Raw genomic sequence first — 16,541 nt, forward strand, 5'->3', positions numbered from 1 at the left:
GCATTCACCTCCTACACCGTACTTATTAGCTCTATGTTTATATTTTAAGATGCTTCCTAGCAACTTAAAAGAGGGCTATTAATCGTTAGTGTTATCTGTTTTTAACTTCACCACTGATTTTAACATGCCCCACATTTCGTCTGTCAGAAGGCCTAGCCTCCAAAGGGCGATTCCCTCAAGTTGGTACCTTTTAGCAATTCCGACCTTTGAAAGTAGACTCTCCGGAGTTTCGTTTGGTATTGAAATGCCGAGCACAAGTTTTTCCTTCGGTACACATTTTAACGCTTGCTCAATTGCTTGGATAACAAGCGCGTTTGGTTCTGGCTTAGTGCCGTAGTCGTAAGCCATGACTATGATTCTGTCAGCATATTCCGACAAAGTTTTGTAATCATAACCCTTATAAGCACTGTTAGGTGCGTGCAGTGTAAGCGTCAACGTAAGCCTTGCCTTCTGTGTCTGCTCCGACAAAAGCTGTACAAATCTGTTAAATGCACGCTGCGTTGCCAGCAACTGTTCGCCATCTTCTTTATAACCTAAACCTTCAAAGTCCAGGTTTATACCCTGATACAGTGCCGCTTCCTTAATTATATTGCTGGTTGCCGTAATCATGGCAGCATCATTGCTCAGCAGTGATGTTAATGTGCCGTCTCCGTCAGTAACGTGCACCACCATCTCGGCTACCAGTCCGTACTTACTTGCCACTTCCAAAACATCTTCCCAACCATCCGGCCTTTGCCAGCCGGTTCTGCTTTTCGTCAGCAGATTACCGTCTTTATCAAGGCTATACCAGCCAAGTGCAAGTTCGTCCACTATGTCAGTATTGCCAACAGCAGTATTCGGATAGGGAACTCCAAATAGGTTAGTCCAACTACTTGTCCTACTGTCGCCAAGAGCATAAAAACCTATTACAGACATATCTTTTGGCGGAGAAGTAATTTTGACCATCCTGTTTACTCCGTCCCACTCTACTTTACAGTTGAATGCCTCGCTAAAAAATCGTAAAGGAATTAAAGTCCTCCCACCTGAAATCACCGGAGGAACGTCCAGGGCAGTAGGGGCTTCATTGCAATAGGCTGTCTTGCTCCCAATTTGTAATTTGACAATCATTTTGCCATCAGTGGCAATGACTGTCTGTGTTTCTCCGTCCCAGTCTACTTGCACACCCAATGCTTCAGCAATGGCCCGGAACGGCACAAGAGTTCTGCCGTTCTGAATTATTGGTTCAACATCAAAAATAACCGGTAATCCGTCAATAAAAATTGAAATTGCTTTATTCTCCTGCGCTAAAGCTGTAGGCGTAATACAACTGACTATGATAAACGCTAAAGTAATACATAAAAGCACTCGTTTCATACGTACCTCCTAAAACATTGCTTCCGAATTGTGTTGTGGAGCCTTATTATTAGGTATTTCTTTTGGTAAAAACATGTTACGTTTTCCTATTCCAAATATTTGCTAAACCTTCTAAGGTTGCTACCACCTGTAATAATCTCATACTCTTAAACTATCTAAAAACACTTATTGCGCCGAAATACGTTCTCCACACCCTTCCAATTGGGAGGAGTAGGAAAGCCGTTTATAAAAACAACTACTCAGCTTCTTTATCAATGTAAATTGGTATTTTTAATGTGTCTCCCGCTTTTATAAAATGGGGGTCAGTAATGTTGTTAAGCTCCAGAACTTGTTTGGCATACCATTCATAATCCATTCTGAAATGCTCATTCATAAAATAAGGGTTGATAATGTCAACCAACGAATCTCCTGATTTAATAGTTATCTCCCGTATCTCTTTTAGCTCCCACACATCATTGGGACGGTTTGAAATATTTATACCGCTGGGTATGCCTACTTTATCGGGGTCAAAATATTCTTCGGGTGGTATTACCTTATATCCGTCCTTAACGACATACCAAACACCGGTAGTTTTGTTAATATACCGTCCAGTTTGCTCATCATAAATGTATCCATCAACTATTTCCTGTACTTGATTATTCTTCGCTGGTTGTGTCACCACTTGAGGCTTTGAAAAAATTAAATATCCGCCGATAGCGGCAGAAGCTATTACCACCGGGATGACAAATTTATACCAATTTTTCATCATCTACTTTCTCCTTCCCGAATTCTTCTCCGCTTGGAAGCAGGTCAACCTCTCTAAGGTACTTTATTGCAGCCCACCGGACAAGGGCAGCTAGGCTACGGTCTGTCATCAACGCTGCTTTCTTAACGGCTTCGTATTCGTCTTCGGTAAAGGTAACGCTTACTAATTTAGTACGTGGTTCCGTTTTCCGAGGAGCCATACAAACCACCTCAATCAACTTGATGTATTCTGATAGAAATTATATCAAAGTCTATCACGGAAGTCAACTACGAATCGAGGTGGGTGGGGCTACTTATAGATAAAGCTGATACTTCATTGCACCTGAATTCCTCCAACGGTTGTAGTGACAGACATAATCGCTACCGTAAGTAGCCATCACTTTCTCTGTAGCTCGTTTGGTAGGAGGGTTAACGAAACCCATCCGGCAGCGAGAAAGCTCTCTATCGTAGAGAGGGCAAGTCTTGCAGGTACGCACTTTCGTCATGGTATCACCTCCCAAGAAAGTTGCTTATGCCTCCCGGAGTATAAAAGTATTAAGAAAAGAAGTTCCGTAGGGCATAGAGTCGTATAATTGGTTTGCAAGAGAGAAAAACCAGAAGGCGCCACGTTTTTCTTTACGCAACGCCTTCCTTCTTGGCTTTTTCCAGTTCAGGCTCAGTTTCTTTCTTCTCAGCTTTGCGTTTGAGGTAGTATCGCTGGATTTCCTGCTCTACTTCGGCAATCTTTTTTGAGTACCAATCAACTCGTAATCGTTGCTCTAGCATCTTTAGTTCTGCCATTTCGTCACCAGCTTCAAACTTCTCACGGTAGACTTCCTCCTGCTTGATGGCGTACTGAAGGTTAGCACGGAAAGCATCTCTTTTCGACCGCAACGCTTGTAGTTCCGGCGGAGTGTTTCCTGCTGGGATTACTAAAGACTGCTTGGGTTCAACTGGCTCGCTCTTGGTTCTCGCTGCCACAGTTAATCACCTCCCTTCGTTACGTAGGAGTTGCTTCAGTCGGTTGAGGACACCGTCTACGCCATTTTCAGAGTGAAGAAGCTGGCTGTGAATGCAGGAAAGCTCATAAACGAGAGAAGCTGGAGCCTCTTTCACGAGCATCTCCAGCTTCTTCGCAGCTACCACAGAACAAGTGTCTGTAGGTAGCGTTTGTTGGTGTTCCAGACATCGGATGATGTCTCGTACTCTTTTAAGTGTTTCTCGCTTGGTCATAGCACCATCTCCTTTCTATTGTTGGAAAATTTTAACATCTTATGATTATATTATAGTATAGGTCAGTCATGAATAAAAGAGGGGAACCAGTTTTTTTGTCGGAAATTGTCGAAAATTTACAAGAAAAAAAGAGCCTACTTTTAAGGCTCACCATCAAAAAACTATGCAGGATAAGAGAAAGAGGTTAATTGCGAGGACGGAGTTCCATCAATTTTGCTTCGATACGCTGCTGAGCGTTACGGTCTTTCAAACACTTATGACATATACCGTAGAACGCAACTCTGTGCTTACCTGAAGGCGAATTTACCAACGCTGGGTCATCAGGAAGGAAGCTTCCGATGTAAGAAATCTGTCCAGAACCGCACAAAATGCAACCATGTACGTGTTTACTTGCTAATTCCAATACCTGCTTGAGCTTCAAATAACGTCACCTCTTTCAGCCAACGGATACTTGAGCGGTAGCATAAACCGGAGCGGTAAGAATAGCAAAAATGGAAGAACGAGGTATGTTTTTATCCACCCACTTCAAAATGTCTTCCAGAAGGAAGCTGTAGTCTTCTTGTTCTGATGGGTCACTCCAGTTACTGTATAAGAATCTTGCTTTCGTAGGGGTAATGTCAACAAAGTCAAGCCATCCGTGACGCTTACTAATTCTCTCCAATGCTTTCATCTCGGAAGGGAGAAATTTTAGTCCGGTGGATGAGAGGTCAAGGGTAACTTCGCAGTAGTTGTGCTCCGTCTGGAAATCTACAACAATCATTGGAAGACTGTTTTTGTAACATACTTGCTTGTATGTCTCAAACCTTTGATAAGAGGTAGAGTCGCAGTCGCTTATTTTAAGAACAGGGTAGGGCATAGTAATCACCTCCACAAATTCTATGTTGTACGCTTAGGCGGTTTCTTTGAGTAACTATACTCATAGGCGTCTCTCATGTCTTCGGCTGTTTCATAAAACACCCACCGCTTTGATGGACTGTGCAGAGGTTCGGCCATCTCGCTGATGTGCACTACTGAAATAGTAGAGGGGGCTCCCATTAGAAAATCGTAATACTGAATGACGTAATATCCGTCACCTAGATAACTAAGAATATGCCCTTGGCGGTCAACGGTATAACAATCTTCGTCAAGGATATGGAACCACTTTCCTTCAAGACTCTTCCATTTTTCCATCCAGCTTTTGAATGCTTCTTCAGCTTTCTTGCGTTGAACATCATTACTCGTCAAGCTCATTTAATCAACCACCTACCATTTACTGTTAATGATTAAATTATAAATGGCTTGACAGGAACTTTATAGGGAGGAACTTTTTTACTTCGGAAGAGGGAGGAAGTAGCTGCCTTACAGAGGAGCTTATTGTTAGCTTTGCTAGCTTAGGGCTAGCACCCGCTAGCTCGAAGCTAACAACGGCAAATATACTATTTGCAAGTATTTTACGATTCGCGCCTAGCTATCTTAGGTTTTTTGGTATATCTCTATATATAGTTTTTATAAACACCTCTCTTAAAAAATTCCATATAAAGAGATATGCTAAAAAAGCTAAAAAAGCTAGCAAAAACGCTGCAAACTATTGATTTTATTAGATTTTCGATTGCTAGCTTCGTGCTAGCTTAGCTAGCTTCGATGCTAGCAAAGCTAGGCGTGGGAACCAACAGAAAAGCCCGGCCAAGCAATATAGCTTAGCTGGGCTTTAATGAGAGGTGGTTTTTAGCAGGTGTAATAAGTGGTGTTCGGGTCTCTTCGGTGAACTCGAATTCCAGTAACTTCAGCTACCAGCTCCTCCTGCTCCCGAATGTAACCAGCGAGTTCCTGCGGATTATGGAAGGGATACTGTATAGTACTTGGGCCGTTGGAGTTAGCCAGAACCCAATCAGTAATTTCTCTAAGTTGGAAGACAGGTTTCTTTTGTCCTGCTTCTACTTCCTGCCTTCTCAGTATTGCAAATTCTCTCAGCAACATCAATGCATTATCGGCTTGGAATTGTGCTTCCCGTATAACCTGTGGCAGTTTGTCAACCACTGTTTCCATTGTGGAAAGTAGCTGCTTGCTTTCATCAAGAGCTTCTGCCATCAACAACAGCGCCCTCTCAAAGCCTTCAAGACGCACACTCTTACGCCGGTAGGCTTCAAACTTCGTATCGACAAGCTGGAAGAAACGTTGAGCGGCAACGAGCATATCAGCTAGTAATGCTTCCCGACCAGGGTTGTCGTAGAGAACCTTCCACTCCCAGTCATCTACTTTTTGCCCTTCCGGTATCTTTTTGAATCGAAAAACCAGCGACCGCTCCATCAAGTCTGAAGCGTGGATGGGTAGACGGGTAGCAGTAATGGCGAAAGTGCAGTCTGTCTTAACTGTCACATCCGTGTTAGAGTAGAGAGGACGGTACTGGATTTTCTTAAGCGTAACCGCTCTGGCGATTTCTTCCTCAAACTGTTCCCGGTAGTTTCTCAGGCTGCCTGGTCTGACGTTATCAAATACGTAAATCCCGCGGGCACTGGCAAGGAAAGTCCTCAACTCCTGCAAATCCCTTGGAGTGACTCCAACGCCTATCTCTCCAACAAGAACTCCTGTCCGAACGTAGTAAAAACGAGATTTACCTGAACCAGCTTCACCGATAGCCATTTCAACTGGCAACTCCAATCCTCTCCAGTCCCGGAAAAGAGGAGAGAGATAGCAGAGGACTTCAAGCAGTGCTCTTTGTTCTTCATCCGTAAAAATGGAATGACTGTCAAGGTTGAGAGTGTCCACTACCTGACGCCATAACCTTTTTGGTTGCGAAGGCAGGTTTTGGAAGTCTATCTTAACCGGTTTAACGATTCCTTTCTTGAACAGCACTTCGTCAACGCCGTTATCCTCCAAAGTGATAGCATCCTTAGTCACCATTGCAACTGCCGAATCGCTAAGCTGAACATATAAAGCATCAGTTGGTACTTTTGGCGGTTCGTTCACATAGGAAACCTTACGAGTCCTCACCCGAGGGCAGCCCTGTATGAAAGCCGTTGACAGACGACTTATGACTTCTCTATCAGCGGTTCCGATGCCGTATTTAGCTGTGATTAGCTCCGCAAACTCTCCAACCCGGAAAGCATTTGCATTTTCAGTCCAGTCTACTTCGTAAAGAAGTTTCTCTTTCCCGTCGAAGTAGTAGAACTTTCTGTTATCCGCCTCATCACGATAACGCCGTCCTTCATAATCAAGGTCGGCTACTACTGCCGTAGCTGCCATTTCGTAATCGTCCCGGTTTAGACCCCGCTTTCTTAGGTGTCTTTGCAACCAGCTTCGCAGTTGCGGTTGTATCGGAAATCGAGCCTGTTTAGCCAATTCCCAAAAATCGTTAGCGGTGTGTTTAAGCAAGAAGTCATCCAGTCCAATCTTTTCTCCTTCCTTTTCCGGATGGGGTAGGATTACCTGTTTTACATCAGCACCACGTTTGAACAGCCAGAAGGCGAAATCAAAGGCTGCTTGCTGAACCTGCTCTTTGACTGGAAAGCCATTTGCTGAATCGCTGTCAAAGACGATGTAGACTGTTCGCTGTCTCCAGTCAAACTCGAGAAGCTCTGGAGCCACATGCTCTTCCAGCAATTGGATAGCATCAGCATCCTTTATTGTGAAAGTGATAAAGCCTCTTTTGCTTTCTCCAATTTCGCTTGGCTTAATTCTGTACTTACCGTGCCTAATGTTATTAACACCACCAAGGGCAATGGCAGGAATACCCTCCTGTACTGCTTTGGCGGCCTTCTTTTCGCCTTCCACGATAACGAGCGGTTTAGAAGTATCTTTGGCTATCTTCCATATATCCGGTAGTACGTAAACGTGAACGCCAGTATCCTTTGGCTGAGCGTACTTAACCTGTTTCCCTTCGGAATTGACCGGCGGTTGATGGTAGCGAATACGGAAGAACGGGATTTCCTCTTTCTCACCAGTAATAAGCCGGTCATGAATGGGATTTCCGTACTTATCGAAATACGGAATGACGTAACCTGTGCTTTGTGGGAAGGGAGTCAAGTTTCTTTCAACGTCTGTAGCATCCCTTACGCCCATCTTCTTAATGGTTTCTTCGTTTAGTCCGCTGCGCTTCAGGTCTTCCATCGAAAGTGGTGAAAGTAGCTGCAACAAGTTGTCCTGAACGTTACATTCCAACGCCCTCGCTGTGGTCATTTTGACCAGCCTCCTTCTTCAATGTTTCTCGTTTAATGTAGTTAATGCGGTCACCAAGCTCCCGCATTGCTCTAACATAATCGAACAGGTTGACAGTCAGGTTCTTGTCACCCTCGAACCTCGTTCGCAAGTCCCGTAGGGTGGAGAAGTCCGCTTCTGGGTAAAGGAACATCACTTTCTTTGCTCCAGGAAACGGAACTCTGATTTCCGGCTTATAACCGTTCAACATTAGGTAGGCAGCGAAATGCAAGTCCTTTGTGTAGAAAGGCTCTCGTTTCATAGTTATCAAACCTCCTTAAATTAAGTTGGTTTTTCTTTCCACGTATAAAAATAGTTGATGAAAAAAGTTCCTAGGTGCATAGAGGCTTATAAACGTTAATGCAACGATGTTTTCAGCTACTAACTTGTGGTTTTGCTTTCTTTCAAGTAAAAGTAGCCATTCCCAATTACCGACAAAGTTACCAGCGACCAAATCAGCCAGAACATTCTTTATCGCCTCCTTTAAGCGGTCTGCCAATACGTTTTGAGCTTTTTTGCATTCCTTCGGAGATGCGTTTCCTACGTTCTTTGTTAGCTTCCGGGTCACGGAGATAGCTCAAATACTTTTCTCTAATCTCCGGATTTTTCCAAGCTCGCTTTACGCGTTCGCTTTGTTGAGCTTTTACCTCCGGGTCATTCAGCGCTTCTTTTACTCCCTGACTTACCTTTTTTCGGAATTCCTCAGACTGACAAGCGCGACGAATTTTTGAGTTTGGCTCTTGCCACAGCCTTTTTGCAGCTTGACGTCGCTTCTCTCGATACTCGTCAGATTGCATCGCTTGGCGTAGTTTTGAGTTTGGGTCTTGCCAGAGACCCTTTACTGCTTGACTTGCCGTCTTTCGCCACTCTTCGTAGGCTGGAGAATTCCTCCACGCCTCATATTCGGGTGTTCCTCTCTTAGGCAGAGCCATTAACCTCACCTCCTTAGCTTCCTTAATGGATAAAATTTTAGGTTACACCAACGGAACTTTATAGAGAGCAACTTTTTTTCCGGAAGAGAAAAAAGTCCCATCTGCTACTCGCAAGTTCCACACCGACTTCTGGTGAGAGAAAGCAACTTCCAAGAGTGTTCGTGGTTCCTGTAAGCATGAGTCGCAGACAGGTATCAGCCCTACGTGTCGATGATGGTAGAGAGAAATGACTTCCAGTTTAATCGGACGAAGGCATAACCCACAGAACACCTGCTCGATGTTCTGTGGAAGAAACGCCTCACTCTGCAGAATCGGTACTGGTAGACCAGAAACTGTTTGCTCGCGAATTTCTCCGACCGGTTGACCTTCCAACGTAACGAACCCGAAGGATGGAGAAGTCGGTTTGATTGGAAAGGAGTAGATACCTCCATCGTCATCGGACATCGGAACCCTCGGATGGAAGTGCTCTGCTCTTGTAACCCTCCCGATTTCAAAGGTGAGAGGTTTCAGCTCTTTGCCACAGGTCGGACACGTGTGAGAAACTCCCGCTCGACTAATGAACGGAGATACGAACTGTGGCTTTCCGTCTACCAGACGAATGTTAACCTGATGATACGCAATCATGGTCATTGCTCCAGTCTTATCCGGCATACTCCAGTTGCTTTTTGATGTGGTGAGGCACTAGCTCGTAGTGGTAAGTTGCTTCACAGCACTGCATTCCCAATGGACAATGACGGAGAGCTTGCCATTCGTTATCTCCAAAGGCGCAGAGAAAGTCGTACCCGAAATTTCCGAAACAGGTTTGAGATAACTTCTCAGCTAGTTCGTCTTTCATCAGGTCATTCCACTTAATCCAGTAAAAAATGGGTAGCATCATATTCATCCCCCTTCTGTTACTCGTTAAAGATTTTTTGGTTAATCAGCCTACTGAGTTCGTGAGAAGGTGGTAGTGTTCTAAAAATATCACTCCAGAAACCGCTGTCGTCACGCTTTTCAACGTCAGTCTGAATGTTATTAGGATACTGCCAGCGTGCCACGTTGGACAAAGTTTTTAAGTCTCCGGAGAGGTAACTCCTTTCTGACTTCTCCTTTTCTACGGTAGCCTGAACTCTCTTAACGAAGGTGTACCAGTTGCTGGCAAGCTCTTGGCCTCTCTTGAAGAACTCTTCCATCTCCATCTGCGTGTATGTGGCACTATCACGTTTTCGGGTGGGCGTAGAAACTTTATCGACTGTGGCATCATCCAAAGTACCCACGGTCATCAGCATGGAGAGAATATCAGTTAGCTGTTTAGTAACCTTTTCCTTAGCGGTGTAGGTGAGCCGGTCACGATAGCTAAGAGCGTTTGGCAATTCTTTCAACCATTGGCTTAACCGTCCCTGTAAATCCTTTGCCTGGAGCGTTATTGTGCGATACATACTTGACGGGTAGGGTTCGTAATGTTCCTTATTGTCCTTAGACAGTCTCGTAAAATCATCAGGAGTAAACGGTGGACGTTTTATCCCATAGGTATTTTCGAGGAAGCGGCCAATGCGCTCCAAGTCGTAGCTTCCTTCTTCAACCTCTCTCTGCAAAGCGGTAGCTCGCCTGAAATTCTTCTGCACGACATCCTCCTTAACGGAATCTAAGAGTCCCTGAAGGATTTCATCGTCTGAAAGGGCAAAGGATGTCCCTTTAACAACAGACTTCGATACCTCGTAGTTGCGTAGCACTACCTCCACGTAGTTTTCCAGAGAGTTCCTGTTACCTCTCAACGCTTGCCATTGTTTAGCAACCTTGTCAACTTTCTTACGGAATATCTCATCGGTTTCGTAACGCTTTCTAATCTCATTACGCATATTTAACCCCTCCTTTTGAATTTTTGAAGTAGTAGCCATGCTTGCGGCTTTAGTGATAAAATGTTGAGAGAGCAGACGTATTAAATTGTCTATGCGCTCTACTGTTTGAGCTTCTTCTAAACTGTTCTTTACGTACTTAACGAAGGCATCTTCCTGTGGGAATTTGTTCAGTTGTTCCAATGCTTGTTTGCGAGCGGTTTCTACTTCACCAGCAGTATTTTTCTTGATTGGACGTTTCGCAAGCGGGTCAATAAACGACTTGCCAATCTGCTCTCCGTGAGGAGCGAAAAAGGCAGTCTCGCCCGTAGCTGGATTAAATCGCTTAATTGCTGGACCAAATTCGGTATTGACTTTTTCCTCGACCCAATCAACGAACGACATCTTGAAAACACCTCCCCTGCAATGAATGATTAGGCTGCTTTAATGGTAATCAGGAAACCGATACTTGAGGGAAATTCAAGATTAGTTCGTTGAAACGTTTATGATGGCAGCTTCTTCGGCCAGAAGCTGCTTAGGTTTTTAGCCTACCTATTAGGAATTGAAACTATCCTAGCCATGTATGAGTGAGGTGGATTATGAAGTTTTTAGCCTACCTATTAGGAATTGAAACTTCCTCCAGTACGCGTTGGACAGCGGCGCAGTAACTGCGTTTTTAGCCTACCTATTAGGAATTGAAACTCACGTCAAAGGCTGGTTCAAGAACGCCGGAAACGTCCGTTTTTAGCCTACCTATTAGGAATTGAAACAGTCCTTCGTCCAGCGCTATCAGCGCTTTGTCGTCGGGTTTTTAGCCTACCTATTAGGAATTGAAACATAGCTTTGGCAATAGCTTTGAAGTCTTTTTTACTCAGTTTTTAGCCTACCTATTAGGAATTGAAACTACATCTAGACTGCTACGAGCATATTCAACTAGAAAAAGTTTTTAGCCTACCTATTAGGAATTGAAACCCATCCGGTACCATTTCCAGAAATTGGGTGAGCAGTCGTTTTTAGCCTACCTATTAGGAATTGAAACCAAAAATATTCATGTCAAAACTCCTTAAAAATATATTTAGTTTTTAGCCTACCTATTAGGAATTGAAACGCATCAAGTTTTTCTGTATTTCTGCGCCTAATCTCATCGTTTTTAGCCTACCTATTAGGAATTGAAACATTATCTTCTGAATACGTTCCAGTGATATCTCATTTTGGTTTTTAGCCTACCTATGAGGAATTGAAACCAGGAGCTGGGCATCCGCTACGAATGCATCACGGGGTTTTTAGCCTACCTATGAGGAATTGAAACGCATTCTTGACACCCAGGGCCTGCAGGAAATCCTTCGGTTTTTAGCCTACCTATGAGGAATTGAAACAGTAACGGCTTTGCACCGTTAAGCAGGGCAGAGGCATGTTTTTAGCCTACCTATGAGGAATTGAAACTCCACAGCGCTCTCGATAAAGCAGTAGAAACCCGCAAGGGTTTTTAGCCTACCTATGAGGAATTGAAACCCTTACTATCTCTAAGACTTCCCGCGTTTTAACCAAGTTTTTAGCCTACCTATGAGGAATTGAAACCTGGTTCAGGTACGACTCTTGTGGTTGCGCGCATATAAGGCTTTTAGCCTACCTCTCAGGGATTGAATCAGGTAAAGAATTAGGGCCGGGGCTGTAACGGGTGGCTAATTGTCTGCGGCACTTATGATCAATAAAAATAAAAAAAGGGCGTTTTTTTGACAAACCCCTTCTTTTTTTACGTCGTTTATAGTCGACGACGTATATTATAGTAATTTGTCGTTCAGCATTTAATGCCCGTACACTCTAAACCTTACATGCCGGAAGGATCTACAGGTTCTCACTTCACCATCTACATGTTCTTCTACGACTTTTCTTTCCGTAGTGGAATAAACGGGAATGATGCCCTTTTTCTTACAGTAACCCACCAGTATGTATGTGGCGCCAAAATCGCCTTCCACCAGCGCATAATCGCCTGCCGCAGCGTATTCACTTGTCCAGTGTAATATGTCCCTTATGTAATCTTCAAGAGATTCAATCCCGGCAGGTATGTTGGACCACTTCTCCTGCAAGTCCGGGGGAAGAGAAATAAACTCTTCCACTCCCAGGTTTTTTCTTGCCTCTCTTTTTTGTTCGTCTGTCATATCATGGGAAAATATCAGGAGCATTTTCCTGGGCTGCCCCTGCGACTTCGGTGAGGCCGCCGGTGCTGTAGAAATTATATTTTCAGCTGTTTTTATGAATTTTTCAAGCTCATTCTTAAAAGTCGATTCATGCCGGGGATTTTTCTGCCATCCCGCATGGTTGATGTCATTTCTTGCATTTTGTATGCAATATATCAAATTCCAGAGTTCAGAGCACAGGCGGTTGGAATTCAAAATGGATCTTACAATTTCAGGATTTTCCCGGGCAGGGCTTTCCCATTTTTCTCTGGGAATATTACGATTTTTTATAGCCACACATTGGGATGCCAGCTTTCTGTCATTTAAATCAATTTTATTCATCATGGAAACATCACATATATAGCCGATAAGCCCTTCTTCAAGAATGGTCAATCCCTGCTGGTAAAGCTTATTGTCCCTGCACCATTTCACTATTTCGAGCAAATCTTCATATTCGTTTTTCCCAAAAACTTTGAATCTGTCGTAAAGCTTCTCCATCACCGGCGCCAGCGGTTTCAAATAATCGTGGGCGGACTTTTCCACCACTTCTTCAACGATTTTTTTCAATTCACGCGCCGCCTTTGAAAGCTGCCTTCCCCTGCATGTAAAAACTGCATCGCTGTAAGTTTGAAGTTTTGCCGCAAGATCTTTCAATAAACCGGCCGTCTTTAAATCTTTCATATTTTCTCCGCTTTTTAAAATCTCTTTATTTATAGCTTTTACACCGCTGACTGTAAGATTATTAATCAGGCTGACATCGCCGGTATTAAGATATCTGTCGATCCCTACCGTCCAGTCGAAGACATCTATGAACGGGGTCAGCTCGAAGACAGGGGCATTTCTTTTTTCCAGAGGCATTTGTTTTACCTGAGATACCGTGCCCAGCACCTCAAATCCTCCGTAAAATACCGCATAGATGGTACAATTTTTTACTATCCTGGCATAATTTAGCACCAGAAAAGCCATCATTGGTAAAAATCGGAAGGAATGCGTTATGTCAAAAATTAATTCATCCCCTTTTTCTATTTCATTAAAAATGATGTCAAATATCTCCCACAGTTCTTTGTAGTTGTTCCCATCCGGAATCATGACGTTTTTGATAATCACCCGGTTCATATTTGATTTAAGATTTTCAAGAGTATCTTTTAATCCGGGCTTTCCGCATTCTTCATTGGCGTTTTTTATCCAGTTGTTATCATGGGATTTGCGTGTGGTAAAGAAGACGATCATATCGGGAGTGATGTTTTTATTTACGAGAATTTTGAGCAGAGCTTCCTGGATGTAACAGCAATTTTCGACTTTTTGATCTTGATAAAAATAATTGCATACCTCATACTTGTTTGTGCCCAAAAATGAAAGGAATTTTATCATCCTCTTTTCCCTCTTTCTTTTTCCAGAAATAAAGGTCCGGGCTTATCATGCCGTAACCTTCTTCATTGAAAAGGCCAAGGCCCGATAAATATGAAAGGCGGATTAAATCCGGCGAGCCTGAAATCTCAAAAGGCCCCCGGTATCCACAAAACCCTGAAAATTCGTCTTTTGACGGTTTTCCTCTGAAAAAGAAGATGAACCTATCATCTAACGGAAAGCGGCCATAGATTTTTTCGTATTTTTCAAGCAGTATTTTTCTTAAAACCTCGCTGAAAAGTTCCGGCCGACTTTCATATTCTATGCAAGTCCCTTTTGCTGCGGCTATTATCGGGTATCACGTATCCTGCGGCGGAACACGCTGTCCTTATAAAACTGGCGTTTTTTACTTTTAACCTCCCGTACTCCAGCTGTACCGGAGTCTTCAAGATATTCATGGCAACATTTACTATATTCTCTTGTTGCGGTGTACAAAAATCAAGGGCAGCTTTTTTTATTGCCCAAAAACCTCCGGAAGCCACTTTTTTTCTCATGGGAACCGCATCGGAAAAAACAAAACATCCGTTTTCCACAAATTGCTTAAAATATTCACACAAGCGCTTTTTATAATTGTCATCAAAGAAAAATGCCCCGTCTGTCAAGTCAAACTCCAGCCTCAACCTGGACATAATCAGTCTTCCGCTTCTTTTGTAAATTTAATTTTTACCCATCCCGGTACACAATGGGGTTTCCCGTTTTTGAGTATTATCCTCCTGGTCTTGGGAAAAAGGTTAATATCGGCCACTCTCATGCCCATTTCATTCAACCTGCTTAATTCTGCCGGATTCAAAAAACGGCCGACGGTTTTTGAAATATACCCCGTGCCAAAGCCCATCTGTAAAATAATTTTCGACCAGCGAACAATCACCGGTAATGATCGAACTGGGCCGCCTCTACGTAAACGGGCAGTGCGCTTTTAATATCTTTAATATCTTCGTGGTTAAAATTTCTGCTGTACCATTTGGCTTTTCCGCTGCACATATTTTTAATTTTCATCTTTAAAATAACTATTTTTCATCTTTAAAATAACTATTCCAATCCTTTTTTTAAACTGCAACAATCTCATTGTATACCCGGTTTTCAATAATTTTTCCCCGAAAAGCACGGGCAAAAGCAGCCCGCGCACTCACAGTGATCCGCAGGATCTTTCAGTTTTTCAGTTTATTTTATGACATTAAACGACCAAAAAAGGCGGATCTGGCAATACGGTACGGTGCCGTTACTCGTTTTTAGGTTGAATTCTCATGCAACGTGTGTTGGTGCAGTTAGTTCTTATGCGCCAAAATTACCCTTCAGGCATATCCGTAGCCTGCAGCAGTCTTTGCACCAATTCCATGTTCTTTAAGCGCCTTCTCCAGACAGCAGGATATTACGGCCAAGGGTTTTTGCCCTTCGAATTTTCCTTTCTCAATGGCTTTATTATCTTCCTGCTTTACACCGAAATATATGATAAATTCGGTATCCCTGACGGTCAAAAATGTAACAGGCACGGGATTGTAATAATCACCTGGGTACTTTTCTTCTCCTTTATAGTACGGACCATAGTGAGGATTCATTATATCCACTTCAATTTTGGGCTCAGATGCAGGGTAAGCATCAAAGAATCTTACTTTACCCTGCTGTTTCTCATCTCCAAAAATGAACTTAAAGCCGGGATCTTTTAAAGCTTTCTTTTCCGCATTTTCTAAATCAAATTCTCCTTCATCATTTTTAGCAAACAGCTGGTTGATAATAAAGCTTCTTAAAACTCCCTTAATACCCTGAGCGGGTATGTAAGGAATGCCGTATATATGATGCAGCGTCATAGATGTTTCATAGACGGATTCATGCCCCAGACCCACAATTAGACGCCATTGTGGCACGAAATTTATCCTCTCATACTGAATACCCATATCTTTTAGAGAAAGCAATTGGCGCTTAACAAGGGAATTAATAGGGAACTTTTTAAAATTCTCACCTTTTATTGCTTCAGTTAAATCAAATTTATCTATATTAAAATGAGCCGCTTTATTCAACTTCAAATAAAAGTTATCTATATTATTTTCTTTTTCTATAAGGATGCTTGTATCTTTCGGCATTCTGTAAGGGATGTACCTCATCTCTCCGGCATTTACTCCTTTTTCGTTTTCTTCAACGGTTATTTCAAAAATTGCATTTTCATTTAACATTTCTTCCTCAATTTTATTTTTATCCAGAATATGTTTGTTAAAATAAATCTTATTATAGTTTTCATTTTTTAAGAAACCGAATTTTTTGTTATACGAAACAAACCATGCCACCTGTCTGTTTGTTTTTCCTTTATTATTCTTCATTATCCGGATCCCCTTCTATCAAACCTTCTGCAAACCTTCGCAGCCAGTTTAGGAACGCCAGTACCTCTATGGTAACGGCTCTGTACTGCGGAGAATCCAGAGAAATAACAGCTGCAACCAAATCGATGTTGCCCGCAAGGTCTATGATCTTTTTTTCGTCCCGCCTCAGCCATTCGGTTATTTGGTCATAAATCAACTTGTATGCATAGCCAGATTCGCTCAATTTATCACTGGCTTTAGATTTCACAAATGCCAGGGCAGCTCCCAACCCGTTGGTTTTTATCAACATGGGCATCTTCTTGACATACTGTTTGTATTCTTTTCTCCCCTCAATCTCGTTTCCCTTTTCCGCGCATTGATATGCAAAAGAAGCCCTCCCCTGTTCAAGCCCTTTTATTACCGTCTTTTCGGTCATTT

Annotated in this window: 17 protein-coding genes and 1 CRISPR repeat array; all 17 genes read right to left on the reverse strand. The window is 42.9% G+C overall.

The annotated features are described in order from the left end of the window. Positions 1-78: 78 nt before the first annotated feature. Entirely contained in the window at positions 79-1,353 is a 1,275-nt protein-coding gene (locus ACKX14_RS12945; RefSeq protein ID WP_422448305.1) for a stalk domain-containing protein, read from the reverse strand. 235 nt (positions 1,354-1,588) lie between these two features. Then, positions 1,589-2,101, reverse strand: a complete 513-nt coding sequence (locus tag ACKX14_RS12950) for a LysM peptidoglycan-binding domain-containing protein (protein ID WP_422448307.1) — start codon at positions 2,099-2,101, stop codon at positions 1,589-1,591. Next, on the reverse strand, positions 2,082-2,297 hold the full coding sequence (locus ACKX14_RS12955; RefSeq protein WP_266038657.1) for a hypothetical protein: 216 nt from the start codon (positions 2,295-2,297) through the stop codon (positions 2,082-2,084). Before ACKX14_RS12955 ends, ACKX14_RS12950 begins: the two co-directional genes overlap by 20 nt. Positions 2,298-2,712: 415 nt before the next feature. Beyond that, positions 2,713-3,057 (reverse strand): hypothetical protein, encoded by a 345-nt coding sequence (locus ACKX14_RS12960; protein WP_422448310.1) that lies wholly within the window; start codon positions 3,055-3,057, stop codon positions 2,713-2,715. A 688-nt stretch (positions 3,058-3,745) separates the two neighbouring features. Beyond that, positions 3,746-4,165, reverse strand: a complete 420-nt coding sequence (locus ACKX14_RS12965; protein ID WP_422448312.1) for a hypothetical protein — start codon at positions 4,163-4,165, stop codon at positions 3,746-3,748. A gap of 20 nt (positions 4,166-4,185) precedes the next feature. Continuing rightward, positions 4,186-4,539 (reverse strand): hypothetical protein, encoded by a 354-nt coding sequence (locus ACKX14_RS12970; RefSeq protein ID WP_422448314.1) that lies wholly within the window; start codon positions 4,537-4,539, stop codon positions 4,186-4,188. Positions 4,540-5,013: 474 nt separating this feature from the next. Next, positions 5,014-7,464, reverse strand: a complete 2,451-nt coding sequence (locus ACKX14_RS12975; protein ID WP_422448315.1) for a DUF3854 domain-containing protein — start codon at positions 7,462-7,464, stop codon at positions 5,014-5,016. Further along, positions 7,436-7,744 carry a hypothetical protein gene (locus ACKX14_RS12980; RefSeq protein WP_422448317.1) on the reverse strand — a complete coding sequence of 103 codons (309 nt, stop codon included), beginning with the start codon at positions 7,742-7,744 and terminating at the stop codon, positions 7,436-7,438. The genes ACKX14_RS12975 and ACKX14_RS12980 overlap by 29 nt, the downstream gene beginning before the upstream one ends. A gap of 193 nt (positions 7,745-7,937) precedes the next feature. Further along, a complete protein-coding gene (locus ACKX14_RS12985) occupies positions 7,938-8,414 on the reverse strand; it encodes a hypothetical protein (RefSeq protein ID WP_422448319.1) in 477 nt (158 codons plus the stop codon). Positions 8,415-9,054: 640 nt separating this feature from the next. Beyond that, the gene (locus ACKX14_RS12990; RefSeq protein ID WP_422448321.1) at positions 9,055-9,291 is read right to left on the reverse strand and encodes a hypothetical protein; all 237 of its coding nucleotides are present in this window, start codon (positions 9,289-9,291) and stop codon (positions 9,055-9,057) included. Between the two features lie 16 nt (positions 9,292-9,307). After that, the gene (locus ACKX14_RS12995) at positions 9,308-10,633 is read right to left on the reverse strand and encodes a hypothetical protein (RefSeq protein WP_422448323.1); all 1,326 of its coding nucleotides are present in this window, start codon (positions 10,631-10,633) and stop codon (positions 9,308-9,310) included. Positions 10,634-10,767: 134 nt separating this feature from the next. Beyond that, positions 10,768-11,875: a CRISPR direct-repeat array (repeat unit 30 nt; unit sequence GTTTTTAGCCTACCTATTAGGAATTGAAAC). Positions 11,876-12,033: 158 nt separating this feature from the next. Then, on the reverse strand, positions 12,034-13,776 hold the full coding sequence (gene csx20, locus ACKX14_RS13000) for a CRISPR-associated protein Csx20 (protein WP_422448325.1): 1,743 nt from the start codon (positions 13,774-13,776) through the stop codon (positions 12,034-12,036). Then, positions 13,736-14,104: a CRISPR-associated endoribonuclease Cas6 gene (locus tag ACKX14_RS13005; protein ID WP_422448369.1), complete on the reverse strand. Its 369-nt coding sequence runs from the start codon at positions 14,102-14,104 to the stop codon at positions 13,736-13,738. The genes csx20 and ACKX14_RS13005 overlap by 41 nt, the downstream gene beginning before the upstream one ends. Further along, the gene (locus ACKX14_RS13010) at positions 14,067-14,441 is read right to left on the reverse strand and encodes a hypothetical protein (RefSeq protein WP_422448327.1); all 375 of its coding nucleotides are present in this window, start codon (positions 14,439-14,441) and stop codon (positions 14,067-14,069) included. Before ACKX14_RS13010 ends, ACKX14_RS13005 begins: the two co-directional genes overlap by 38 nt. A 2-nt stretch (positions 14,442-14,443) precedes the next feature. Next, complete coding sequence (locus tag ACKX14_RS13015) at positions 14,444-14,569, reverse strand: hypothetical protein (protein ID WP_422448329.1); 126 nt, start codon at positions 14,567-14,569, stop codon at positions 14,444-14,446. Positions 14,570-15,104: 535 nt separating this feature from the next. Next, the gene (gene cmr6, locus ACKX14_RS13020; RefSeq protein WP_422448331.1) at positions 15,105-16,124 is read right to left on the reverse strand and encodes a type III-B CRISPR module RAMP protein Cmr6; all 1,020 of its coding nucleotides are present in this window, start codon (positions 16,122-16,124) and stop codon (positions 15,105-15,107) included. Beyond that, positions 16,114-16,539 (reverse strand): type III-B CRISPR module-associated protein Cmr5, encoded by a 426-nt coding sequence (gene cmr5, locus ACKX14_RS13025; RefSeq protein WP_422448333.1) that lies wholly within the window; start codon positions 16,537-16,539, stop codon positions 16,114-16,116. The genes cmr6 and cmr5 overlap by 11 nt, the downstream gene beginning before the upstream one ends. Between the last annotated feature and the right edge of the window lie 2 nt (positions 16,540-16,541).

The organism is Thermorhabdus hydrogeniformans (assembly GCF_049310025.1).
GTDB lineage: Bacteria > Bacillota > Thermosediminibacteria > Thermosediminibacterales > Tepidanaerobacteraceae > JBJYKD01.